General features: G+C 66.3%; 21 protein-coding genes and 1 riboswitch. Of the genes, 5 read left to right on the top strand and 16 right to left on the bottom strand.

Going from position 1 to position 22,298, the window contains the following annotated elements:
• Positions 1-7: 7 nt before the first annotated feature.
• A complete protein-coding gene (locus tag AC1DQR_RS23995; RefSeq protein ID WP_477133915.1) occupies positions 8-2,374 on the bottom strand; it encodes an acyl-CoA dehydrogenase family protein in 2,367 nt (788 codons plus the stop codon).
• Between the two features lie 11 nt (positions 2,375-2,385).
• A complete protein-coding gene (locus AC1DQR_RS23990) occupies positions 2,386-2,814 on the bottom strand; it encodes a CoA transferase (protein WP_416050648.1) in 429 nt (142 codons plus the stop codon).
• Positions 2,815-3,079: 265 nt separating this feature from the next.
• Between AC1DQR_RS23990 and AC1DQR_RS23985 the strand changes: the two genes are divergently transcribed.
• Positions 3,080-4,156: an MBL fold metallo-hydrolase gene (locus AC1DQR_RS23985; RefSeq protein WP_416050647.1), complete on the top strand. Its 1,077-nt coding sequence runs from the start codon at positions 3,080-3,082 to the stop codon at positions 4,154-4,156.
• A gap of 43 nt (positions 4,157-4,199) precedes the next feature.
• Here AC1DQR_RS23985 and AC1DQR_RS23980 read toward each other — a convergent pair whose 3' ends face one another.
• The 5 genes from AC1DQR_RS23980 to AC1DQR_RS23960 form a co-directional block, all read right to left on the bottom strand.
• Positions 4,200-4,604, bottom strand: coding sequence for a cupin domain-containing protein (locus AC1DQR_RS23980; protein WP_416050646.1), 405 nt, complete (start codon positions 4,602-4,604; stop codon positions 4,200-4,202).
• A gap of 93 nt (positions 4,605-4,697) precedes the next feature.
• Complete coding sequence (locus AC1DQR_RS23975) at positions 4,698-5,513, bottom strand: AraC family transcriptional regulator (protein WP_416050645.1); 816 nt, start codon at positions 5,511-5,513, stop codon at positions 4,698-4,700.
• Positions 5,514-5,581: 68 nt separating this feature from the next.
• Entirely contained in the window at positions 5,582-6,430 is an 849-nt protein-coding gene (locus tag AC1DQR_RS23970; RefSeq protein WP_477133947.1) for a hypothetical protein, read from the bottom strand.
• A gap of 206 nt (positions 6,431-6,636) precedes the next feature.
• Positions 6,637-7,263, bottom strand: coding sequence for a trimeric intracellular cation channel family protein (locus AC1DQR_RS23965; RefSeq protein ID WP_477133914.1), 627 nt, complete (start codon positions 7,261-7,263; stop codon positions 6,637-6,639).
• Positions 7,264-7,413: 150 nt separating this feature from the next.
• Positions 7,414-7,998: a TMEM165/GDT1 family protein gene (locus AC1DQR_RS23960; protein ID WP_416050643.1), complete on the bottom strand. Its 585-nt coding sequence runs from the start codon at positions 7,996-7,998 to the stop codon at positions 7,414-7,416.
• A gap of 9 nt (positions 7,999-8,007) precedes the next feature.
• Positions 8,008-8,196, bottom strand: a riboswitch (yybP-ykoY riboswitch).
• 166 nt (positions 8,197-8,362) lie between these two features.
• On the opposite strand from AC1DQR_RS23960, the gene AC1DQR_RS23955 reads away from it, so the two are divergent.
• A complete protein-coding gene (locus AC1DQR_RS23955; protein WP_477133913.1) occupies positions 8,363-8,935 on the top strand; it encodes an NADAR family protein in 573 nt (190 codons plus the stop codon).
• Positions 8,936-8,981: 46 nt separating this feature from the next.
• Here the strand turns inward: AC1DQR_RS23955 and AC1DQR_RS23950 are convergent, their stop codons facing one another.
• Together AC1DQR_RS23950 and AC1DQR_RS23945 are read right to left on the bottom strand one after the other, a co-directional pair.
• The gene (locus AC1DQR_RS23950; protein ID WP_416050641.1) at positions 8,982-9,986 is read right to left on the bottom strand and encodes a Bug family tripartite tricarboxylate transporter substrate binding protein; all 1,005 of its coding nucleotides are present in this window, start codon (positions 9,984-9,986) and stop codon (positions 8,982-8,984) included.
• A gap of 55 nt (positions 9,987-10,041) precedes the next feature.
• A complete protein-coding gene (locus AC1DQR_RS23945) occupies positions 10,042-11,466 on the bottom strand; it encodes an amidase (protein WP_477133912.1) in 1,425 nt (474 codons plus the stop codon).
• A gap of 205 nt (positions 11,467-11,671) precedes the next feature.
• On the opposite strand from AC1DQR_RS23945, the gene AC1DQR_RS23940 reads away from it, so the two are divergent.
• Positions 11,672-12,367: a GntR family transcriptional regulator gene (locus AC1DQR_RS23940; protein ID WP_416050640.1), complete on the top strand. Its 696-nt coding sequence runs from the start codon at positions 11,672-11,674 to the stop codon at positions 12,365-12,367.
• 30 nt (positions 12,368-12,397) lie between these two features.
• Here the strand turns inward: AC1DQR_RS23940 and AC1DQR_RS23935 are convergent, their stop codons facing one another.
• Positions 12,398-12,535: a hypothetical protein gene (locus AC1DQR_RS23935; RefSeq protein ID WP_174426420.1), complete on the bottom strand. Its 138-nt coding sequence runs from the start codon at positions 12,533-12,535 to the stop codon at positions 12,398-12,400.
• Between the two features lie 269 nt (positions 12,536-12,804).
• Between AC1DQR_RS23935 and AC1DQR_RS23930 the strand changes: the two genes are divergently transcribed.
• Both AC1DQR_RS23930 and AC1DQR_RS23925 read left to right on the top strand, forming a co-directional pair.
• Complete coding sequence (locus AC1DQR_RS23930; protein WP_477133911.1) at positions 12,805-13,116, top strand: hypothetical protein; 312 nt, start codon at positions 12,805-12,807, stop codon at positions 13,114-13,116.
• A gap of 78 nt (positions 13,117-13,194) precedes the next feature.
• Positions 13,195-15,372 (top strand): TonB-dependent receptor, encoded by a 2,178-nt coding sequence (locus AC1DQR_RS23925; RefSeq protein WP_477133910.1) that lies wholly within the window; start codon positions 13,195-13,197, stop codon positions 15,370-15,372.
• A 71-nt stretch (positions 15,373-15,443) separates the two neighbouring features.
• Here the strand turns inward: AC1DQR_RS23925 and AC1DQR_RS23920 are convergent, their stop codons facing one another.
• The 6 genes from AC1DQR_RS23920 to araD form a co-directional block, all read right to left on the bottom strand.
• Entirely contained in the window at positions 15,444-16,382 is a 939-nt protein-coding gene (locus AC1DQR_RS23920; RefSeq protein WP_477133909.1) for a 2-hydroxyacid dehydrogenase, read from the bottom strand.
• Positions 16,383-16,434: 52 nt separating this feature from the next.
• Positions 16,435-17,430, bottom strand: a complete 996-nt coding sequence (locus AC1DQR_RS23915) for a Bug family tripartite tricarboxylate transporter substrate binding protein (RefSeq protein ID WP_477133908.1) — start codon at positions 17,428-17,430, stop codon at positions 16,435-16,437.
• An 80-nt stretch (positions 17,431-17,510) separates the two neighbouring features.
• A complete protein-coding gene (locus AC1DQR_RS23910; RefSeq protein ID WP_416050636.1) occupies positions 17,511-18,500 on the bottom strand; it encodes a tripartite tricarboxylate transporter substrate binding protein in 990 nt (329 codons plus the stop codon).
• Positions 18,501-18,653: 153 nt separating this feature from the next.
• On the bottom strand, positions 18,654-19,658 hold the full coding sequence (locus AC1DQR_RS23905; RefSeq protein WP_416050635.1) for a Bug family tripartite tricarboxylate transporter substrate binding protein: 1,005 nt from the start codon (positions 19,656-19,658) through the stop codon (positions 18,654-18,656).
• A 107-nt stretch (positions 19,659-19,765) separates the two neighbouring features.
• Entirely contained in the window at positions 19,766-20,506 is a 741-nt protein-coding gene (locus tag AC1DQR_RS23900) for a ribonuclease activity regulator RraA (protein ID WP_416050634.1), read from the bottom strand.
• A gap of 13 nt (positions 20,507-20,519) precedes the next feature.
• A complete protein-coding gene (gene araD / locus AC1DQR_RS23895) occupies positions 20,520-22,259 on the bottom strand; it encodes an L-arabinonate dehydratase (protein ID WP_416050633.1) in 1,740 nt (579 codons plus the stop codon).
• Positions 22,260-22,298: the final 39 nt, after the last annotated feature.

Raw genomic sequence — 22,298 nt, 5'->3', positions numbered from 1 at the left:
CGCCGTATTACATGCGGGGAGCGTCCATGGTGGCGGCAAAGCGCCCGAGATGCGTGGCGGCATTGCCCAGAAGCAGTTCATTGCCGATCAGCCGCTTGCTGTAATGGCTGATGGCTGTCTCGTCCTGCAGGCCGATGGCGCCATGCAACTGCAAGACATCCAGTGCGATACCGCGGCCGGCGGTACCGGTCATGTACTTGGCCGCGCTGACGCGGCGCTCGCGTTCCGCCGGTTGCACGGTATCCCAGTCTGCCAGTGCCAGCCGCACCAGATGGCGCGCGTTGTTCCATGCGCGGTAGTGTTCAGCCACGCGGTGCTGGAGGACCTGTTGTTCCGACAAGGTGCGGCCGAATTGCCTGCGTGTGCGCAGGTATTCGACTGTGATGCCTAGCGCGCGCCGCATGGCACCGACGCTCTCCGCGCAGAGCGCTACTGTGGCCAGTGCCAGGGCCTGTTGCATTGACACGGGGGCATGCTCGGGGCCAGCGAGCAATGCGGCGCGCGGCAGTACCACGCCGTCCAGGTGCAGGTCAGCCGCGCTGCGCCCGTCGTGGAGCTGATAAGCGCGTTTGCCAATGCCGCCGATGCTGGCCGGCACGTCGAACAGGCCGATGCCGCCCTCACTCAGGCACGCCGCCACGACAAAGCGATGGGCCTGGGCGCCACCCAGCACCATCGGATTGACGCCATCGAGACGCCAGCCTTCGCCGGTGCGCTGCGCCGTTATCTTCGGGCGCGGTATCCGGCCATCGCTGGCGCCGTCACCGCAAGCCAGCGCGCAGCGGGTCTGTCCGCTGGCCAGGGCCGCCAACAGCGCGTCGCGGGCCGGGCCATGCGGCGCCGCGAGCAGCGCCTGCGTGGCAAGCACCGCGCTCCACGGCAGCGGTTCGAGAACCAGCGCTTCGCCAAGCGCTTCAATGATCGGCAGCAGGTCTGCCATGGTGTTGCCCAGGCCTCCGGCTGCCTCCGGAATGGCCAGGCCGGTCAGGCCAAGTTCGGCCAGGCCGGTCCACGCTGCTTCATCGAAGCCGCCATGCGTGCCGATGATCTTCTGCCTGCGCGCGAAGTTGTAGTGCTTGTCCARCCAGCGGCGCACGGTATCGACCATCATGGCCTGCTGTTCGCCCAGGTGATCGGCGCGCGGGCAGTCGATCTCGGTCTGTCCGGAGAAGATTGCTTTGGCGATGATCTGGCGCTGTATCTCGGAGGAACCGCCAGCCAGCGAACTGCCGCGGTAACGCCACATGTGCAGGGCCAGGTTCCCGGCATGCCCAGCGAGCCCGTCGCCTGGCCTGCCCTCGACGGCTTGCGGATCGAACACCAGGGACGCGGTGCCATGGGTATCCATGCTGAACAGGTGCAGGTCCTGCAGCAACTGGATGCCTTCGAGTTTCAGCAACGAAGCCTCCAGTTGGGGACTGCCGCCTTGCGCGGCCTGCTGCACGGCAGGCCACCACGCCGCCTCGAGTGCGCGCATGCGAATGTCCAGGGTGGCGTGGCGGCGCCTGAGCAGGGCATGCTCCATGCTCCGCGCCGGATCGTTGCCGCCGTGCTGCCGCTCGACCAGCCCTGCGGCTCGGGATAGTTCTGCCTTGCACTCGGCCACCCGCGCCACGAACAGACGCTCGATGACCAGCAGGCCCTTGGCGATGGCCCAGCCTGAATTCTCCGTACCGACCAGGTTTGCGGCCGGGACGCGCACATCGTCAAAAAACATCTGGACGTGAAAGTGCGAGCCATTGATATAGCGAATGGGACGTACCGTCACGCCGGGCGAGCGCAGATCGATCAGCAGCACTGAAATCCCGTCCTGCTTGCGTTGCGCGGCCGCGTCCGTGCGTGCCAGCACCAGAGCCCAGTTGGCCCAATGCCCGAGGCTTTGCCAGATCTTGGTGCCATTGACGACCCACATATCGCCATCGCGGCGAGCCCCAGTGCGCAGCGATGCCAGGTCCGAGCCGGCGTCGGGCTCGGAGTACCCCTGCGCCCAGAAGTCGTCGAAGGTGAGCATGCCGGGCAAGAAGCACCGGCATTGTTCAGGCGTGCCATGGCGGATCAGCGTAGGGCCGATCGTGTCGATACCCAGGTTCTCCACATGGGGCGCGTCACTGGCAGCGAGTTCCTCCCGGAAAATGGCCTGCTCCACCAGCGACCAGCCCGGGCCGCCGTGCTCGCGTGGCCAACCGGGCGCAGCCCAGCCGTGCGCATGCAGGATGCGGTGCCATCTGGCGGCCTGCTCGCGCGTGACGAGGCAGTGCGCGCGCGTGGCGGCGCGGATGTCGGGCGGAACCGCCTCTCGCAAGAAGTCGCGGATCTGCTTGCGAAATGCCTCCAGGCAGGAGCCGGGCGTGCCGGTGTCCGGGGAATCTGGCATGACCATTCCTTCTATGAGAACGTTATTTGATCTGTGTGCCGCACGGGATGATCCAGCGCCCGGTCCAGCCTGTGGATGGGGGAGCGGGCGACGTTGGCAGCGCGCAGGGTATCGCGCCATTCGGCCACCGGCCGGGGCCGGACGCGCGCCGGGACGAGATCGACCGTTTCGGAAACACTCGCCACGCAGGCGGTGATCGTGGTGAAATCCGGCGCATCGACCACCTCTTGCAGGTCGGCCGCCAGACCGAAGCGTCTTTGCTGTGTATCGTTGCCTATGCCGATCAGCGCCGGCCCGTCAGGGGCCTCGAACACGTGGTTGGGAGCCACGGCCGGATGCAGGCCGGTGCGCCTATCAGGAAAGTACAGCGGCTCAGTTTCATTGTGTCTCCGCGCGATATTTTTGCCGGGATCCGCCGACTTTTGCGGCAGTGGCCCCACTATTGCCCTGCCGCCGCTAAATGTCCAAGATAGTTTTTTGATGCCGGATATAGAATCTGGATATACCCCGCCGTATTAGCCAGCGCCGTGGCGCCCGCGCGCCAGTTGCGCCGGGTACGTGCTGCTGCGCGAACGCCCGGACCTCGGTAGAATCGTTCACGGCGTCGCACGCAAGGGTGCGCAGCCTTGCCCCATGCCGGTGCAGTTTCCCGAGCGCCACGCGGCGCGGCTGGCATGTCCGCACGGACCCACGGAAAACAACAATATGAGCGACGAGAGTTTGACCCCCCCACCCGAGGCCGAGAGCAAGCCTGTTCTCGACTACCCTTGCGGAGAAGCGCCGGCGCCAGGCAGCGCGGTTGAGGTCGCGCCGGGTGTGCTGTGGATCCGCATGCCGATGCCGTTTGCGCTGAGCCATATCAACCTGTGGGCGGTGCGCGACGGCGCAGGCTGGGCGGGGGTGGACGCGGGATTGCAAACCAGCGAGACCGCCGCCGCCTGGCGCGATCTTTTCGCGCAGGGTGGGGCGCTGGCGGACGGGCTCACCCGGCTCTTCGTCACGCACATGCATCCCGACCATATCGGCATGGCCGGCTGGCTGACCCGCAAGTTCGGCTGCCGCCTGTGGATGACCCGGCTGGAGTACCTGAACTGCCGCGTGCTCGCGGCGGACACCGGGCGCGAGGCGCCGGAAGACGGCGTGCGTTTTTATCGCCGCGCAGGCTGGGACGACAATGCCATCGAAGCTTACCGCGTGCGCTTTGGCGGCTTCGGCAAGTACGTCCATGCCTTGCCCGACAGCTACCGGCGCTTGCGCGACGGCGAGAACCTGACGATTGGCGAGCACCAGTGGCGGGTCGTGGTTGGCAATGGCCACTCGCCCGAACACGCCTGCCTTTATAACGAGGCGTTGAAGATCCTGATCAGCGGCGACCAGATCCTGCCGCGCATCTCTTCCAATGTGTCGGTCTTCCCCACCGAGCCCGATGCCGATCCGATGGGTGACTGGCTGGCCTCGCTCGCCAAGCTGCGCCGGGAAGTCCCGGACGACGTACTGGTGCTGCCGGCACACAACGAGCCCTTCCGTGGCTTGCACGCGCGTATCGACTATCTGGAGCGCAGCCAGCACCACGCGCTGGACCGGCTGCGCGCCGCGCTGGCCGAGCCCAGGCGGGCGGTTGACGTCTTCGGCGAGCTATTCTCCCGCCCCATCGGCGCCGAGCCCGGGCTGCTCGGCATGGCAACCGGCGAGAGCATTGCCCACCTGAATTATCTCGTGCAGCGGGAAGAAGCCGTGATGGAGGTGGGCCCGGACGGCATCGCACGCTATCGCAAGGCCTGAGCGCCGGGAGGATAGCGCGGATAGGGCGGGCACGGCGGGGCGGTCAGATCCAGACGTCGTTGACCGCCGTCCGCTCGCCGCCCTCGCCGCCGGTATTCAGCACGCCCCTGGGCTCGATCAACAGCAGCTTCACCTCCGTCTCGGCAAAAGGCTTGTGCTCCACGCCCTTGGGCACCACGAACATCTCGCCCGCCGATAGCCGCACGTGCCCGTCGCGAAAATCGATGCGCAGCGTGCCCTCCAGCACGATGAACGCCTCATCGGTCTCGGCATGCTGGTGCCAGAGAAATTCGCCTTCGATCTTGACCAGCTTGAACTGGTAGTCGTTCATCTCGGCGATGACTTTCGGTGTCCAGCGCTCATGGATCAGGCCGAGCTTCTGCGCGAAGTTCAGGCTCTTGTATTCACCGGGCTCTTTGTGTGGGGCGCTTGCCAGATCGTGTTGCATAGCGTGTATCTCCTTGCCTTGTCGTGAATGCGCACGTTAGCAAGGCCGGCAGGTGAAATCTTGTACGATCGTGCAAGCTGTCGGCCGGCGCCCTCAGCGCAGCCTTTGCTGCATCTTTACCCAGCGTGCCGGCGACATGCCATAGGCCTTGCCGAAGTGACGCGTCATGTGGCTCTGATCGGTGAATCCCGCGGCCAGCGCGGCATCGGCCAGCGACTGGCCCCGCATCAGCAGCGAGCGGACCAGGTCAAGCCGGCGCATGGTCAGGTAGCGGTAAGGGCTGGTGCCGAACAGCAAGCGGAAGTCCCGCGACAGGCTCCAGCGATCGCGCCCGCTGCACGCTTCCAGCTCACTCAAGGTGACCGTGCGGTGCAGCGCGCCGTGAATGAACTCCCGCGCCATCTCTGCAGCCCGGTAGTCGTAGCCCTGGTGCCTGGCGCGAGCGCCGGCCGCGGCGCTCAGGGCATGCGCGAGATCGAACAGCGCATCGTCCTCCTCCAGCGGATCGAGCGGGCTCTCCATGCTTTGCAGCAAGACGCCGGTCGCTTCGCACAGCCGCGCATCCGAGGACAGGCCGTTCTTGATAAAGGGCAGCGGCTTGCCGCCCAGCACCTGCTGGATCAACGCCGGCTCGATATACAACATCCGGTACTGGAAGCCAGCGTCGGTGCCGGCCTCGCCGTCATGGACTTCATCGGGATGCAGCACGATGGTCCCGCCAGGCACGCTGTTGCACTCTGCGCCACGATATTGAAAGCGCTGCACGCCCGACAGCGTCCGTCCGATGGCATAGGTATCGTGGCGGTGCGGATCGTAGCCATGCCCGGAAAAGAACGCCTCGATGCGTTCCATGCGGCCTGCTTGCGGCGCGCGCAGAACCCAGTCCTTTGGGGTGTCTTTCAACGGCATGATGCTCCATCCGTGGCTGCGGTAAGCTGCCCGGTCAGTACGAGCGCTGCAGTAGCCCTGGCGACCGCTTAGTTGCCGGCGGCGGCCTGCATGTCGACCTTGTACGCCTCAAGCTCCACCGTGTCCCGGTTTGAGAGGCCGCCTCCAGAGTTGTACTGCTCCTCGATGATTTTCACTGCCCGCTTGACCGACGGCACATACCAGTACGCCCGGTAAATGCGGCCTGTGGCTGGATCTGGAGTAGTGGGCCTTTGGCTCTGCATCGTGACACTGGAACCATTCTGATCCACCTTGGCAACCGCGGCGGCGGCCGACGGCGTGGGCTGGAACTCCAGGTACCAGGTCCCGTCGGTTTCGATCTTCAATGCGTGGAATTTGCCGGCAGGCACAGTGATATCGTCCCAGCCAATCACCTTGTATTGCATCTGGGTATGGCGCTGCTTGATCGTGGGATTTGGATGTTCCTCGTCGTAGGAGACGGTCCATGTCTTGCCGATCTTCATGGGGAACGAGAGCGGCTTGTTGACGACCTGCATATGGCCGTTGATGCTTCTCGCCTGGCTCCAGTCGAGACCCAGCAGGATTTCCTTGGGGGGGAGGCTGGAATCGACTGGCTTGGTCGATATCAGGATGCTATCCCCGCCGGAGCGGACCAGGGCGCTGACGAAGCTGCGTTCGCGCGTTTCACCATTCTGGAACTGGTTCTTCAGGTGCATGGTCCAGCTATCGCCTTCCTTGAACGCCGGTTGCTCGACGCTCTGGGCCGACGCCTGGGTTGTCGTGAGCGCGGCGCAGGGCGCCAGTAGCAGAGCGCCCCCGAGGGTCATCAGTGCCTTGCGGATTCTTATTGTTTTCCCGCCATGTGTCTGCATGTTGTTTTTCCCGAATCTTGTTGTGTCCAGTTCCTGGGCATTCACGCTTCGCCCCCCCTGTACTTCGCCTGCGCCAAGCGATTGCGATCATAGCGCATGCGAACTCGATGTTGCACCTGGCACGGCGGTCGGGGCACGCACGGGTGTTGCGCCGGAGCAGGCAGGGAAATCGCGTTTGTCTTGCTATCCCTCAAATGGCGGGCTTCGTCCTTGCAATCCGTTGCCTGCTCCCAGATCCCAGATCCGAGCACTCACCAGACCGRCACCTTCGGCAGGTGCCAGTCATGTTGCACGGCAAGCAGCCGCAGCGCAAAGCAGCTGGCGCCGCCGGCCAGCGCCGCGACGCTCGGCGGCAGGCGCAGGGCCCGGGCACTGACCAGTACCGCGGATCCCAGCCAGGCCGCCGTGGCGTAGATGTCGGCGGTCAGCACGGTTGGCACCTGCGCCAGCAGCATGTCGCGCACCACGCCGCCGCCCACGCTGGTGAGTGTGCCCATCAGCGTCGCCACAAGCGGGCGTACGCCGTAGTTTGTCGCCTTTTGCACGCCCGCTACGGCAAACAGCGCCAGGCCCGCCGCATCCAGCACGATGATCAATGGGCCGGTAAACCCCTGCGCCGCCGAGTGAAACACGAACGCCGCGGTGCCGGCAAGAAAGGCAAGCGCGGGATAACGCCAGTCCCGGATCGCATTGGGCGGCGCCGCGCCGATCAGGAGGTCGCGGATGATGCCGCCGCCCACCGCGGTGACCAGCGCGACCACCAGCACCCCGAGCAGGTCCAGGCCATGCCGCATGCCGATGATGGCGCCCTCCACGGCAAACACGGTGGTGCCGGCAAGATCGGCTGCCAGCACGACGACTTCGGCTCTTGTTTTCATTGGGCTGGCAAGTTGGGCTTGGGACTCGGGGGGGGCGGGACGGCTTCAGGGAGGATACTGCCCTCGGGGCAGTGGCGCCATAGGCGCATGCCGGCACGCAAGCACAAGCTGGCGTGCCGGCATGCGAGTTGGCCGTGCCATGCCGCTGGCTCAGGTCCCCAGGTTCAGGCCAAAGTTCACCTTGAAGAGGATCAGGATGCCGAAGATGGCGAACAGCGCCGCGGCGACGAAGCGCATCTTGGAGAGCGGGATGATGCGGGTAAGGCGTTCACCCAGCAGGACCGCGGGCACGTTGGCCGCCATCATGCCGAGCGTGGTGCCGACCACGACCATGCCCAGGTTGGCATACTGCGCGCCTAGCGCAATGGTGGCGAACTGCGTCTTGTCGCCCATCTCGGCGAGGAAGAAGGCGACGACGGTGGTGGCGAAGGCGCCGGCGCGCTTGCCGTTGTTCCCTTCGTCGTCCAGCTTGTCGGGGATCAGCGCCCAGGCGGCAAAGGCCAGGAAGGCGATGCCCAGCACCCAGCGTGTCACATCCGGGCTGACGTGCGATGCAGCCCAGTCGCCCAGGGCGGCGGCAAAGAGGTGGTTGAAGATCGTTGCGACGAAAATGCCCGCAATGATGCTCCATTGCTTGCCGGGAAACCGGGAGGCCAGGAGAAAGGAAAGGAGCTGAGTCTTGTCGCCCATTTCAGCCAGGGCGACCATACCGAACGAAGCAATGAGTGCTTCCATGTGACATCCAAAGGGGGCCGGCAACAAACGAACCAATGACTTCGCTGCCCAGTGCCAGCCCCAGCTGGTGGACAGAAAAGTCAAAGGTCTCGCTGAGCCAATCAGGCCGCCGGCGCCATGGTTTTTTGTACCAAGTATGTTGACGCAGGCCCCTCCAGTAGGGACTGGAGGCTAGCTACTCCCCTAAGACGGCGCAGATGATACCACAGGCTTGCGCTGGCGAGGATCCGATGCCCCGGCGCTCAAAACGCCTTGCTCATGAACACGCGCCTTGCGCCATTTGACGCACACCTTTGCCGCGAACAATACTAGAGAGCTTTGGGGGCGCCCAGGCTCCATCCATGCCAGACCATACCGACTTACGATGACCCAGCCCGATATCCATGACCACGCCTCCCTGATCAGTGCCTTCCGGCGCGGCCACCGTCCCGCCTACCTGTTTTTCTGGGGCCACAGCGCCAGGCCGGGAGCCGCGGTGGGCAAGGAGTGCCTGTCGCAGTGGTGGCCCGCCCGGTTCAGCGTGGATGGCCAGGTGTTCGCCAGCGCCGAGCACTTCATGATGGCTGGCAAGGCGCGCCTGTTCGGCGACGAGCCTGCCCTGGCGCGGATCCTGGCGGCGCCTTCGCCCGCCGCGGCCAAGCGGCTCGGCCGCGAGGTGCGCGGCTTTGAAGAAGGGCGCTGGAATGCCGCGTGCCAGGCGCTGGTGACGCAGGGCAATATCGAGAAATTCCGCCAGAATCCGGACCTCGCTGGCTACCTGCTCGGCACCGGGCGGCGCGTGCTGGTGGAGGCCAGCCCGGTGGACCGCATATGGGGCATTGGCCTGGCTGCAGACGATCCGCGCGCGGCCAATCCCGATCAGTGGCGCGGGCCCAATCTGCTCGGATTTGCGCTGATGGCTGCGCGCGAGGCGCTCAGGGAAGGCGCGGCGCATTAGAGCGGGAGGAAGGGGCGGAGTCATCCGCCCCTTCCTCTGATCCTGATCAGTCCTCCGCGACGAAACCGGTAGCCTCCACAATCGGCTTCCAGGCGGCGCGCTCCAGCTGGATGCGATGCCGCGCGTCCTGGCCAGGCTTGGCTGCCACTTCCAGCCCAAGGGCCTCCAGCTTGCCGGCGGTCGCGGCGTTGCCGGAGGCGACGATGAACATCTTCTCGACCTTGGCAACGACGTCCGGCTGGGTGCCGGCCGGCAGGAACGCGCCGTACCAGCTGGTGGCGTAGTCATACTGGCTGAAGCCTTGCTCCTTCAAGGTCGGCACATCCGGCAGCGCCTTGGCGCGCCGCGTGCCGCTCACGCCCAGGAACTGCAGCTTGCCGCCCTTGTACAGCGGCATCATGCTGGCCACGGCATCCCAGCCGATCGACACCGTGCCGCTGATCACGTCGACCAGCATCGGGGACGCGCCGCGGTAAGCGGCCGGCGTGATGGCGATGCCGGCCGCTTTGCCCAGGGCTACCGTGCCGAGATGGCCGGCGCTGCCGATGGTCGCCAGGCCCAGGCTGGCGCTATTGGGATTGCGCTTGGCCCACTCCACGTACTCCTTCATGTTCTTGTACGGCTGCTGCACGCCCGCCGCGATCACGGTTGGCACGTCGGTCAGCACGGCTGCGGGCACCAGGTCCTTGTCCGCGTCGTAACCCAGCTTTTTGTAGGTCAGCGGGAAGATGGTGAACAGCGGCGACGGCCCGATGAAGATGGTCTTGCCATCCGGCTTGGCGCGCTTCACGTAGTCGAGCGCCAAGCGGGCCGATGCGCCGGGTTTGTTCTCCACGATGACGGTGCCATGCCCATCCTGGCGCAGTTGCTCGGCATAGATCCGGGCGAGGCTGTCGGCCGCGCCGCCGGGGGCGTAGCCGACGATGATGTGCATCGCGGCATCCGGGTTGTCCGCCGCGCTGGCCGGCCGGGGCAGGGCGAGGACAGCAACGGCGCAGGCCGACAGCGCCAGGGTGTGGATCACGAGGTTGCGGCGTAAAGCTTGGGTCATGGCGGATGCGGTGGCGAGGTCTATCGGTGATAAAGGGGGGGGCGGTTGCAGCGGATTACGGTTGCGGCCACTGGCCAAGCAGCCCGTGCGACGCCTCGAACAGCGCCGACACACGCAGCAGTTCAGCGTCGCCGCGGAACTGGCCCACCAGCTGCAAGCCGATCGGCAGCCCGTCGCTGCCGAAGCCGCAGGGCAGGCTGATGGCGGGGTGGCCGGTCATGTTGAACGGCATGGTCCACGGGAACCAGTGCGCGCGCACGTTTTCGAATGTCTCGCCGTCGATGTCGATGGTGCCGAACAGGTCCTGCCCGATGGGCAGCGCCGTGCGCGTCAGCGTAGGCATGGCGAGGAGGTCTGCGCGCTGCAGCAGCGCCTGCACGCGCTGGAACAGCTTCGTGCGGTCGAACATGGCTTGCTGGTACTCCACGCCGCTGACCTGCGCGGCGGAGGCCACCTGCCGCAGGAACGTGGCGCTGAGCTGGTCGCCGTGCTCCTCGGCAATAGCGGCAAAACGCGCGCGCCAGACCGTATGGTTGATGGCGCGCCAGATCGGCTCCACGTCAAAGCCTTCGCCGGAGAAAGGTTCCAGCTCCGCGCCAAGGTCGGCCAGCTTGGACAGGCTCGCCTCGAAGGCCCGCGCCACTTCCGCCGATGCCGGGCGTCCTGGCGGCGTCAGGCAGTAAAGGATGCGGCGCCCGCGCAGGTCGCCTTGCGCTCGCGCCGCGCTGACATAGTCCGGCTTGGGCACGCCGATGGACCAGGGGTCGCAGGCATGCTCGCCCGCCATCGCCTGCAGCATCAGGCCGGTATCGGCGACCGTGCGCGTAGTCGGCGTGACATAGGTCTGGTTGCCGAACAGGTCCTGCGCCTGGCTGTGCGGAATCACGCCGTTGCTCTGCTTGATGCCGACCACGCCGTTGCAAGCGGCCGGAATCCGCGTGGAGCCACCGCCATCGGTTGCGACCGCCAGCGGCGCGATGCCGCTAGCCACGGCAACCGCCGCGCCCCCGCTCGATCCGCCGCTGGTGCGCTCGCGGCTCCAGGCATTGCGCGTGCGGCCAAACAGCGGCGAATCGGTCAGGCATTTGGAGCCGAACTCGGGCGTGGTGGTCTTGCCGATCAGGATGGCGCCTTGCTCGCGCAGGCGGGCGATGGCCACCGCATCGTGGTCGGGCACGTTGTCCCGGTACGGCGCCACGCCAAATGTGGTGCGCACGCCCTTTGTATTGACGAGGTCTTTCGCGGTGAAGGGAATACCGTGCAGCAGCCCAAGTGGCTTGCCCGCCATGACGGCTTGCTCCGCCTCGCGGGCGGCGGCGATGGCTTGGTCGGCGCACAGCGTGATGAAGCAATTCAGCTCAGGCTGCAGCCGGGCGGCGCGGTCGAGCACGGCCTGCGTGAGCTCGACGGGTGAGATTTCCTTGCGGGCGATGCGGCCTTGAAGCTCGGCGGCGGACAGAAAGCAAAGCGCATCGCTCATCGGCGGGCGTCTCCAGAAAGTGTCTCGGGGGCCTGGATGCCACGCTTTGCGAGGCTTTGGTTTTTGGATCCAGAATCCACTGTTTGCGGCTATAGTAGACCCGTGGGCAGCCCTTGTAAACTGCGCCACCCAAGCTGAATCACCCTGCGCCCAAACGGCGCCGGGATGCGCAAAATTGCGTGAAGTTTCATAAAATTGGGGGCAAATGGCAGAAACGTTCGAATGGCAAGGCCGGGTGCGGCTGGTCGAGGAAGTCGCACAGGTACTGCGCCAGCGCATCTACCGCGGGGTGTATCCGCCGGGCAAGCCGCTGCGCCAGGTGGAGATTTCCGAGGACCTGAAGATCAGCCGCACGCCGCTGCGCGAAGCCCTGCGCATCCTGGAGCGCGAGGGCCTGGTCAGCGCCGAGACGGCGCGCGGCGTGACCGTGGTCAGCGCGGATTTCCGGCAGCTGATGGACGCGTACGAGTTGCGGGAGGTCATCGACGGCCTGGCGGCCCGGCTGGCGGCGTCACGCGCCAGCGAGCTGGCTGGAGCGCCCTTGCGCGCCATCATCGAAGTGCAGCGGGGGAGCCTCGAGCCATGGCGGCCCGAGGTCTATACAGCGGCCAATGTCGAGTTTCACACGGCCATCATCGGGCTGGCAGCGAACGAGTACCTGGCGCGGCAGGTGCCCATTGTGCATATGACATCGCAGGTGTTCGCGCCAAGGGTCCTGTTTGCCCGGGACCGGGCACTGGCGGCCATCGAGGAGCACGAGCAGATCGTGGCGGCGATCGAAGGCGCGGATGCCGATGCGGCGGAACATCTGGCCCGCCTGCATATCCGCAATTCGATGGCGCGGCTCAGGGCGCTGGCGCAGGGGGAAAGCGACGACGTCGCGGTGGTTGCTGAACCCTAAGTGCTGGCGGGGGGGCCGCAAGGGCCACGTTTATGGCTGCTGCGGCTCCGCGGCAACCGGCAATTCCTGGCGCAGCGCCGGATGGTGCCGGTTCACGCTTCTCGCCCCGAGGACCAGCGCCAGCAGAAACGCCAGCAGGTACCCCGCAAACGTAATGGTTGCTTCCATCTCTGACCCCTCGATGCGCGTTCGCGCTATTTTTTTGCTAGCCGCGAGTATGCGCAATAGCACACCTGGCCCGCTACCACTCGACGGAGGGGGGTGTGGCCCGAATCACAACGTTGTTGGCCGCACAGGCAGCTAGGTACATGGGTGTTGACTTCGCTTGTGTCCTGATGGGTCCTGATGGCACACTTGCAACATTGTTGCAAAAATAGAAAGCCGGGCCGCTCATGGCCCCTCGCCCTCCCAGCCATCCCATGTGGCGACGCCCGTTAGTGCTCCTGCTCTGCGTGTTCCTGCTCTTCGGGCAGGCGGGCGTCGTCGTCCACGCGCTTTCCCATCTCCACGCGTCCCAGCAGAGCAATCCATGCGCGGCACCGGCCGACATTGAGCAGTGCGGGCCCGGCCACGACGCCTGCCTGCAATGCCTGGCTTTCGCGGCCGCCGCGGTGGGCATGCCGTCGATGGCTTGCTGGCTGCTGCTCGTCAGCTTCCGCCGCTGGCATTACCCGCTGCTCGCCGAGCGGCACATCGCGCCCATCTTCTCGCCACGGCCCCGCAGCCGTGGCCCCCCTCTGTCCCTTTGACTGGCGGATTGTTCGCTTAGTGCATGCGCGCGGGCCTGAAGGCCGTGCGCGACATTCCCATTCCATCAGAGGCACCCCATGTCCCGTTTTCCGCTTCGAGCCATCGCGGCCGGCGCCGCGTCGGCGCTTGCCCTGTCCGCCCACGCGCAGTCGTCGCCGGCCGACCCGCCCGCTTCCTCGCCATCCTCGCCATCGGCTCCCGCGCAGGCCGCCAGCGACAAGGCCCTGAATGCCGTCGTGGTCACCGCCAAGCGTCTCGACGAGGCGCGCAATGCCTTGTCGCCCGAGACCGGCAGCTCGGTCTATCGCTTCGATAGCGAGGACATCAACGCGCTGCCCCAGGGCGAAAACACGCCGCTGAACCAGGTCCTGCTGCAAGCCCCCGGCGTGGTGCAGGACTCCTTTGGCCAGTTGCACGTGCGCGGCGACCACGCCAACCTGCAATACCGCATCAACGGCGTCATCATTCCCGAGCCGATCAGCGGCTTCGGGCAAATGCTGGATACGCGCTTCGCTGACGAGATCAAGCTGATCACCGGGGCGCTGCCGGCGCAGTACGGTTTTCGCACGGCGGGCATCGTGGACATCCGCACCAAGGGCGCGGCCGCCGACGAAGAGGGGCAGCCCAAGGCCTTCGGCGGCGAGATCGGCACGGTCTTCGGCAGCCACGCCGACCATGAGCTCAACGGCTATGTGCAGGGGGCCAAAGGGCCGTGGAGCTATTTCCTGAGCGGCTCCTTTGTCGAGAACAACCTCGGCATCGAGAACCCCGCCGCCGGGCGCAATGCCATACACGATCACACCGACCAGGGCAAGGCATTCGGCACGCTGTCCTACCTGATCAATCCGGACAGCCGGGTGAGCTTCATGTTTGGCAGCGCTGACAACCGCTTCCAGATTCCGAACCGGCCGGGCCTGTCGCCGTCGTTTACCATCGACGGCGTGGTCACGCCGCCCTCCGACCAGCTCAACGCCAACCAGCGCGAGAAGACCGATTTCCAGATCCTCTCGTACCAGAACAAGGTATCGTCCGCGCTCGATTTCCAGGTGTCGCTGTTCCATCGCACCAGCCGCGTCGACTACAACCCGGACCCGATCGGCGACCTGGCCTACACCGGCGTTGCCGCCAACATCACGCGCAGCAACGAAGCCTACGGCGTGCAGGCCGACGGCAGCTACGTGCTCAACCCCAGCCACACGCTGCGCACCGGCGTGTTCGTGCAGCGCGAGCACTACGGCGTGGACAACACCTCCAGCGTGCTGCCTGCCGACGCCAACGGCAACCAGACCAGCGGGGTGCCATTCACCATCGTGGACAACACCAGCAATACCGGCACCACGCTGGGCTTTTACCTGCAGGACGAGTGGAAGGCCACCGACAAGCTGACGGTCAACTACGGCGCGCGGTATGACCACGTCAACACGGTTGTCAGCGAGCAGCAGCTCAGCCCGCGCGTGGGGCTGACTTACGATCTCACCAACGTGACCCGCCTGCATGCCGGCTACGCGCGTTACTTCACGCCGCCGGCGACCGAGAAGATCGACACCACCTCGGTGGCCAGCTTCGCCGGCACCACCAACGCCTTGCCGTCGGACGCCAACACGGCCGTGCGCTCGGAGCGCTCGGATTACTTCGACCTTGGCGTGTCGCACCAGGCCACGCGCAACCTCACGCTGGGGCTGGATGCCTACTACCGCAAGGTGCGCCACCTGCAGGACGAAGGGCAGTTCGGCAACGCGCTGATCTTCTCCTCGTTCAACTACGACCAAGGCAAGATCTACGGGCTGGAGGGCACGGCCAACTACCGGCAGGGGAGCTTCGCCGCTTATGCCAACCTGGGCGTTTCGCGCGCCTTGGCCAAGGGGGTCGAGACCGGGCAGTTCCATTTCGGCGCGGATGAGCTGGCGTATATCGCCAGCAACTGGGTCCATCTCGACCACGACCAGACGGTGGCGGGCTCGTTCGGTACCTCGTACACGTGGCACGGCACGCTGCTGAGTGCGGATGCGCTGTTCGGCAGCGGCTTGCGCAACGGCTTCGCCAACACCAATCACCTGGGCGCCTACTTCCAGGTCAACGTGGGCGCCGGACACGCCTTCGATGCACCGGTCATCGGCAAATTCAAAGTCCGGCTGACGGTGATCAACCTGTTCGATCGCAACTACCCGTTGCGCGACGGGACCGGCATTGGGGTGGGCGCGCCGCAGTATGCACCGCGGCGCAGCTTCTACGTGGCGTTGTCAAAGCCCTTCTGAGCGCGGGGGCGGCGCGCGGCGTTGGCCTGCGTCGTCCCCCCCTCCCCCCCCTTAACGTCGATCTAACCGCTCTACACCGCCGAGGCTTTCACCGCCCCATTGGCAAAGAAAGCCTGCAGGTTTTCAAACACCAGATCCGCCATCGCATTGCGCGTCTCGTGCGTGGCGCTGGCGATATGCGGCAGCAGCACGACGTTGTCCAGCGCGAACAGCGCCTGCGGCACCTGCGGCTCGTTCTCGAACACATCCAGCCCGGCGCCTGCAATGCGCCCCTGCACCAGCGCATCCACCAGCGCGTTTTCGTCGACCACGGTGCCGCGCGCGATATTGATCAGGAAGCCTTTCGGGCCCAGCGCGTCGAGTACCTTGGCCGATACCAGGTGCCGCGTCTCGGGGCCGCCGGCGGTGGCGATGACCAGGAAGTCCGCCCACCTGGCCAGCTCGGTCAGGGAGGGCTCATGGCGGTAGGGCGCATCCTGCGCGGGGCGGCGGCTGTGGTAGCGCACTTCCATGTCGAAGCCCGCGCCGCGTCGGGCAATGACGCGTCCGATGCGGCCCATGCCGACGATGCCCATGCGCTTGCCGCTGACGCGGGTGGCGAGCGGGAACTGCGCCTTTGGCCACTCGCCGCGCCGCACGAAGCGGTCGGCCGCGCTGAAGCCGCGCGCCACGTCCATCAGCAGGCCGAAGGCCGTATCGGCCACGCAATCGTTGAGCACGTCGGGCGTATAGCCAACGGCGATGCCGCGCGCGCGTGCGGCGTCCAGATCGATCTTGTCGAGGCCCACGCCAAAGCTGGAGATAACCTTCAGCTTTGGCATGGCCGCGATCATCGCAGCGTCGACGCCGATCGCGGCGCGCGTGGTCAGTGCGGCGAACTCGCCGCCGTGGCTGGCGAGGAAGGCGGCGGGATCGGTCTCGGCCCACAGCGGGTGGACGTCGTAGTGCTCGGCCAGGCTGGCTTCAAGCGCGGCGGGCAAGCGTCCGTGCTGGGCAAGGCGTGGTTTCATGAGAAGAGGTCCAAATGGTGAAAATGGTGATGGTGGTCCGGCGGTGCTTGATTCAGTCCGCGCTGAGCTTGTTGTCCTGGATGATCCTGGCGTAGCGCTTGCGATCCGTGGCTATCAGGTCGGCGAACTGCGTGGGCGTGCTGCCCACGGGAATGGCGCCTTGCGCAATCAGTTGCTCCTTCACCGCCGGCATCGCCACCACTTCCTTCACGCCAGCGGCGATCTTGTCGACGATGTCCTTGGGCGTGCCGGCCGGCGCCAGCAGGCCGACCCAAGATCCCGACTCGGCGCCGGCGATGCCCGCCTCTGCCAGCGTTGGCACATCCGGCAGCGCGGGCGAGCGGACCTTGCTGGTCACGGCCAGCGCGCGCAGCTTGCCGGATTTCACATGGCCGGCGGTTTCCAGGATCGAGGCAAACAGCATGTCCACATTGCCTGCCATCAGGTCGGTCATGGCCGCGCCGCCGCCCTTGTAGGGCACATGCAGCAGGTCGGTGCCGGTAGCTGCCTTGAAGATCTCGGCCGACAGATGCGGCGAGCCGCCGCTGCCCGAGCTGGCATAGGTCAGCTTGCCGGGCTGCGCCTTGGCCAGCGCCACCAGTTCCTTCGGGTTCCTGGCCGGCAGTTTGGGCGTTACCACCAGGGCAAAGGGCAACTCCGCCATCAGGCTGACCGGCACGAAGGCGGCCGGGTCATAGTTGAGCTTCTTGTAAAGCGAGGGATTGATCGATTGCGTGCCGACATTGCCGGCCACCAGCGTGTAGCCATCCGGCTTGGCGCGGGACACGATGTCCAGCCCGACATTGCCGGCCGCCCCGGGGCGGTTGTCCACCAGTACCGGCTGGCCCCAGAGTTGCGAGAGCCGCAGCGCCACCAGGCGGGTGCCCACGTCGGTGCCGCCACCGGGGGCGAACGGCAGGATGATGGTCACCGGCTTGGTCGGCCAGGCAACGCCGGGCTGGGCCTGCGCGGCGGGCAGCCAGGCGCCGATGGCCAGGGCGACCAGGGCCGCGCGGCGGCTAATTGTGGGGGTGTAGAGCGAGCGCATGTTTTGTCTCCGAAAGTACGGCTTGATGGCCGGGCGCCATGGCGCCGGCACGCATGGGTTGGTGGCTGCCTGGTGGCAACTCACTCGGGCTGGATGCCCGCATCCTTGGCCACCTTGGCCCACTTGCCCATTTCCACCTGCAGGAAACTGGCGAATTGCGCGGGCGTGCCGCCTGCGGGTTCGATGCCGGCGTTCTGCAGGCGCTCGCGCACGTCGGGCGAAGCCAGCGCCTTGTTGATCTCGGCGTTGAGCTTGTCCACCACCGCCTTGGGGGTGCCGGCCGGGGCCAGCACGCCACCCCAGGTGCTGGTCTCATAGCCGGGCAAGCCGGCCTGCGCCATGGTCGGCACCTGCGGCGCGGCCGATGAGCGCTTGGTGGTCGTCACCGCCAGCGGGCGCACCTTGCCGCCCTTGACCTGCGGCCCGATGGCGGCAACGGTGTCGAACATCAGCGACACGCGGCCGCTGGTCAGGTCCGGATGCGCCAGCGTGCTGCCCTTGTACGGGATGTGGACCATGTCGATGCCCGTCATGCTCTTGAACAGCTCGCCCGAGAAATGCGGCGCGCCGCCCGAACCGCTGGACGCGAACGACAGCTTGCCCGGGTTGGCCTTGCCGTAGGCGATCAGTTCCTTGACGGACGTCACCGGCAGGGAAGGGGACACCACCAGCATCAGCGGCACCACGTGGGTCAGCGCCACCGGCTCGAAGCTCTTGATGGTGTCGAAGGGCAGCTTCTTCACCATGCTGGGATTGATGGCGTGGCTGCTGGCCACCAGCGCCAGCATGTACCCGTCCGGCGGGCTCTTGGCGACGAGGTCGGTGCCGATGATGCCGGTGGCGCCGGGGCGGTTGTCCACCACCACGGACTGGCCCCAGGCTTCGGTCATCTTCTGGCCCACCAGCCGCGCTACCAGATCGATGGCGCCGCCGGGGGAGGCGGGGACGATGATGGTGATGGTCTTGGTGGGGTAGCTGGCTTCGGCGGCATGGGTGGCGGGGGCGGTCAAGGCGAGTGCGGCCGCCATGCCCGCTAGCGCTGCGGCAATGGGCTTGGTGTAGAAGTGCATGTTGTCTCCTGCGCGATTTTGATTCGGGATTCGGTCTAGTGCTTTCCATCCAACGCGCAGCGATAGCGCCAACGCATCACTTCGCAACTGCGCGGTTCCCCTCTCCCACGTCGTGGGAGAGGGGAGAAAACCGTGGCAACGCCGGACCAGCCATCAATTGGCCGTCGCCCCCGATTTCTTCACCAGTTCGGCCCAGCGCGGGATCTCCTTGCCCATGAACGCCGCGAGTTCGGCGGGGCTGCTGCCCACCACTTCCATGCCCAGTTGCTGCGTCATGCGTTGCTGCACGGCGGGCTGCCTCAGCGCGCGCACCACTTCGGCGTTCAGCCGCTGCACCACGTCCTTGGGCGTGCCGTGCGGCGCGTATAGCGCCTGCCACGACACCATCTCGAAGCCCGGCACGCCAGCCTCGGCCATGGTCGGCACATTGGGCGCCAGCGCGGAGCGCTTGGGCGAGGTCACGGCCAGCGCGCGCAGCTTGCCGGCCTTGATCATGGCGTCGCCCGCGGTCAGCTGGTCAAAGAGAAAGGGAACGAGGCCGGCGGCCACGTCCTGGATCGCCTGCGGGCTGCCCTTGTAAGGCACGTGGGTCATCGGCACCTTGATCATGTCGGCGAACAGCTCACCTGCCAGATGCGTCGAAGTGCCCGCGCCCGACGACGCGAAGCTCAGGCCCGGATGGCGCTTCGCATAGGCGATCAGCTCCTTCACGTTGTTGATCGGCAGCTTGGCGTCGACCATCAGCACGTTGGGCACGTAGGCGATCAGGCAGACCGGCTCGAAATCCTTGACCGGGTCGTATGAGAGATTCTTGTACAGGCTCGCGTTGATGGCATGCGTGCTGATGGTGCCGCCAAACAGCGTGTAGCCATCCGGCTTGGCGCGCGCCACGTAGCCCGCGCCCACCGCGCCGGCCGCACCGGGCCGGTTCTCGACCACCACCGGTTGGCCCAGCGCCTTCGAGATTTCCTGCCCGATGGTGCGGGCGACGATATCGGTGGAGCCGCCCGCCGCGAATGGCACCACCCAGGTGATCGGGCGCGACGGCCATTTGTCCTCGGCCTGCGCGCCGGTACTGAACATGAGCAGGGCGCTGGCCGCGGCCAGCATACCGAGGGCGGCAACGCGGCGCAGCGCGCCTCGCTTGTTGTGATGCATCGTGTCTCCATCCGTGGCCGCCTTGCCCCCTCGCGTCGGGAGCCGGCTGGCTCATGTGCTTGTTTTTGGCTTGTTCGTGGCTTGTACGGTCCGGCAGGCGGCGATGCTCAGCGGCCCTTGGCTTCGCGCCAGGCGGCAAAGTCCAGCCGGCTTTGCTCCTGGGTCGGCGGATACAGGCCGATGATCGAGCGGCCCTTCATCACTTCCTCCGTGACAAAGTCTTCGAACGCGGTCATCTCCACCGCTTCCGCCGCGATTTCCTCGGCCAGGTGGCGCGGCACGATGATCACGCCTTCGGCATCGCCCACCACCACGTCGCCCGGGAACACCGCCACGTCGCCGCAGCCGATGGGGCCGTTGATCTCGATGGCCTGGTGCAGCGTCAGGTTGGTCGGCGCGGAGGGGCGATGGTGATAGGCCGGCATGGCCAGCCGGGCAATCTCCGGCGAATCGCGAAAGCCGCCATCGGTGACGACGCCAGCCGCGCCGCGCTGCATCAGGCGCGTGATCAGGATCGAGCCGGCGGAGGCCGCGCGCGCGTCCTTGCGGCTGTCGATCACCAGCACCGCGCCGGATGGGCACTGCTCAACCGCCTGGCGTTGCGGATGGTTCGGATCCAGGAACACCGAGATCGGGTTCAGGTCTTCGCGCGCCGGGATGTAGCGCAGCGTGAAGGCCTCGCCAACCATGTTGCCGCGCTCGGGATTGAGCGGATGCACGTCCTGGATGAACTGGTTGCGCAAGCCGCGCTTGAACAGCGCCGTGCACAGCGTGGCGGTGCTGACGGTCTTGAACTGGTCGATGGTCTGCTGGCTGAGCTTGCTGGCTTGGGTCGTGGTATCGGTCATGATGGGTCCGCTATCAGTAGATGCTGGGTTCGCCCGTAGGCGCGCCAAAATCGGTTTGCAGGAAGTCGAAGTCGCAGCCGTCGTTGGCTTGCCGGATATGCTTGGAGAACATCCAGCCATAGCCGCGCCCGAAGCGCGGCGGCGGCGGCGTCCATGCGGCCTTGCGGCGCGCCAGCTCTTCGTCGGACACCTCCAGGTGGATGCTGCGCCGGTCGATGTCGACCGAGATCATGTCGCCGGTGCGCACCAGCGCGAACGGGCCGCCGATATACGATTCCGGCGACACGTGCAGGATGCAGGCGCCGTAGCTGGTGCCGCTCATGCGCGCGTCCGACATGCGCAGCATGTCCCGCACGCCTTGCTGGACCAGCTTCTTGGGGATGGGCAGCATGCCCCATTCCGGCATGCCCGGGCCGCCTTGCGGGCCGGCGTTGCGCAGGATCAGGATGTGGTCGGCGGTGACGTCGAGATCGTCGCGCTCCACCGCTTCCTTCATCGACGGGTAGTCGTCGAACACCAGCGCCGGGCCGGTGTGCTTGAAGAACCGTTTCTCGCAGGCGCTGGGCTTGATCACGCAGCCGTCCGGCGCGATATTGCCCTTGAGCACGGCCAGCGCGCCCTCCTGGTACAGCGCGTTGTCCTTGGTGCGGATCACGTCGTCGTTATAGACCTCGGCACCCGCGATGTTTTCGCCCAGCGTGCGGCCGGTGACGGTCAGCGCATCCAGGTGCAGCTTGTCGCTGATGCGGTTCATCAGCGCGGGCAGGCCGCCAGCGTAGAAGAAATCCTCCATCAGGTATTTGTCGCCGCTGGGCCGGATATTGGCGATCACCGGCACGTGGCGGCTGGTCTTGTCGAAATCCTCCAGCCCGATGTCATGCCCGGCGCGGCGCGCCATGGCGATCACGTGGATGATGGCGTTGGTGGAGCAGCCCATTGCCATGGCCACGGCGATGGCGTTTTCAAACGAGGCGCGCGTCTGGATCCGTTGCGGGGTCAGGTCCTCCCACACCATGTCCACGATGCGCCGTCCGGCCTCGGAGCACATGCGGATATGGTTGGCGTCGGCGGCCGGGATGGATGAAGCGCCCGGCAGTGTCATGCCGATGGCCTCGGCAATCGCAGTCATGGTGCTGGCCGTGCCCATCGTCATGCAGGTGCCGTGGCTGCGGGCGATGCCGCCCTCGATGCCGATCCACTCGGTCTTGCTGATATTGCCGGCGCGGCGCTCGTCCCAGAACTTCCAGGCGTCGGAGCCRGAACCCAGCACATTGCCCTTCCAGTTGCCGCGCAGCATCGGGCCGGCCGGCACGTAGATGGCCGGTACGCCCGCGCTCGACGCGCCCATCAGCAGGCCCGGCGTGGTCTTGTCGCAGCCGCCCATCAGCACCGCGCCGTCGATGGGGTGGGAGCGGATCAGTTCCTCCGCCTCCATCGCCAGCATGTTCCGGTACAGCATGGTGGTGGGCTTGACCGCGCTTTCCGACAGCGAGATGGCGGGGAGCTCGATCGGGAAGCCGCCGGCCTGCAGGATGCCGCGCTTGACATCGTCGACACGCTGCTTGAAGTGGGAGTGGCAAGGATTGATGTCGGACCACGTGTTGATGATCGCGATGATCGGGCGGTCCAGCCATTCGTCGGGCGAGTAGCCCATCTGCATGATGCGCGAGCGGTGCCCGGAGGAGCGCAGGTCGTCGGGGGCAAACCAGCGCGCGCTGCGCAGGGTCTCAGGCGTCTTCTTTCGTGACGTCATGTTGTCTCTTCCACGGATGTTGTCATTGGGCCGGACCTC

This window comes from Cupriavidus sp. 05L411 (assembly GCF_056398045.1).
This window is presented reverse-complemented; position numbering and strand designations above follow the sequence as displayed.

What these genes read in the sequence shown, in the direction of transcription:
- AC1DQR_RS23910 (WP_416050636.1), bottom strand. Translation starts at nt 18,500, where the DNA reads ATGCACTTCTACACCAAGCCCATTGCCGCAGCGCTAGCGGGCATGGCG.
- AC1DQR_RS23925 (WP_477133910.1), top strand. Translation starts at nt 13,195, where the DNA reads ATGTCCCGTTTTCCGCTTCGAGCCATCGCGGCCGGCGCCGCGTCGGCG.
- AC1DQR_RS23945 (WP_477133912.1), bottom strand. Translation starts at nt 11,466, where the DNA reads ATGAGCGATGCGCTTTGCTTTCTGTCCGCCGCCGAGCTTCAAGGCCGC.
- AC1DQR_RS23985 (WP_416050647.1), top strand. Translation starts at nt 3,080, where the DNA reads ATGAGCGACGAGAGTTTGACCCCCCCACCCGAGGCCGAGAGCAAGCCT.
- AC1DQR_RS23940 (WP_416050640.1), top strand. Translation starts at nt 11,672, where the DNA reads ATGGCAGAAACGTTCGAATGGCAAGGCCGGGTGCGGCTGGTCGAGGAA.
- AC1DQR_RS23900 (WP_416050634.1), bottom strand. Translation starts at nt 20,506, where the DNA reads ATGACCGATACCACGACCCAAGCCAGCAAGCTCAGCCAGCAGACCATC.
- AC1DQR_RS23980 (WP_416050646.1), bottom strand. Translation starts at nt 4,604, where the DNA reads ATGCAACACGATCTGGCAAGCGCCCCACACAAAGAGCCCGGTGAATAC.
- AC1DQR_RS23935 (WP_174426420.1), bottom strand. Translation starts at nt 12,535, where the DNA reads ATGGAAGCAACCATTACGTTTGCGGGGTACCTGCTGGCGTTTCTGCTG.
- AC1DQR_RS23905 (WP_416050635.1), bottom strand. Translation starts at nt 19,658, where the DNA reads ATGCATCACAACAAGCGAGGCGCGCTGCGCCGCGTTGCCGCCCTCGGT.
- AC1DQR_RS23950 (WP_416050641.1), bottom strand. Translation starts at nt 9,986, where the DNA reads ATGACCCAAGCTTTACGCCGCAACCTCGTGATCCACACCCTGGCGCTG.
- AC1DQR_RS23975 (WP_416050645.1), bottom strand. Translation starts at nt 5,513, where the DNA reads ATGCCGTTGAAAGACACCCCAAAGGACTGGGTTCTGCGCGCGCCGCAA.
- AC1DQR_RS23955 (WP_477133913.1), top strand. Translation starts at nt 8,363, where the DNA reads ATGACCCAGCCCGATATCCATGACCACGCCTCCCTGATCAGTGCCTTC.
- AC1DQR_RS23920 (WP_477133909.1), bottom strand. Translation starts at nt 16,382, where the DNA reads ATGAAACCACGCCTTGCCCAGCACGGACGCTTGCCCGCCGCGCTTGAA.
- AC1DQR_RS23915 (WP_477133908.1), bottom strand. Translation starts at nt 17,430, where the DNA reads ATGCGCTCGCTCTACACCCCCACAATTAGCCGCCGCGCGGCCCTGGTC.
- AC1DQR_RS23960 (WP_416050643.1), bottom strand. Translation starts at nt 7,998, where the DNA reads ATGGAAGCACTCATTGCTTCGTTCGGTATGGTCGCCCTGGCTGAAATG.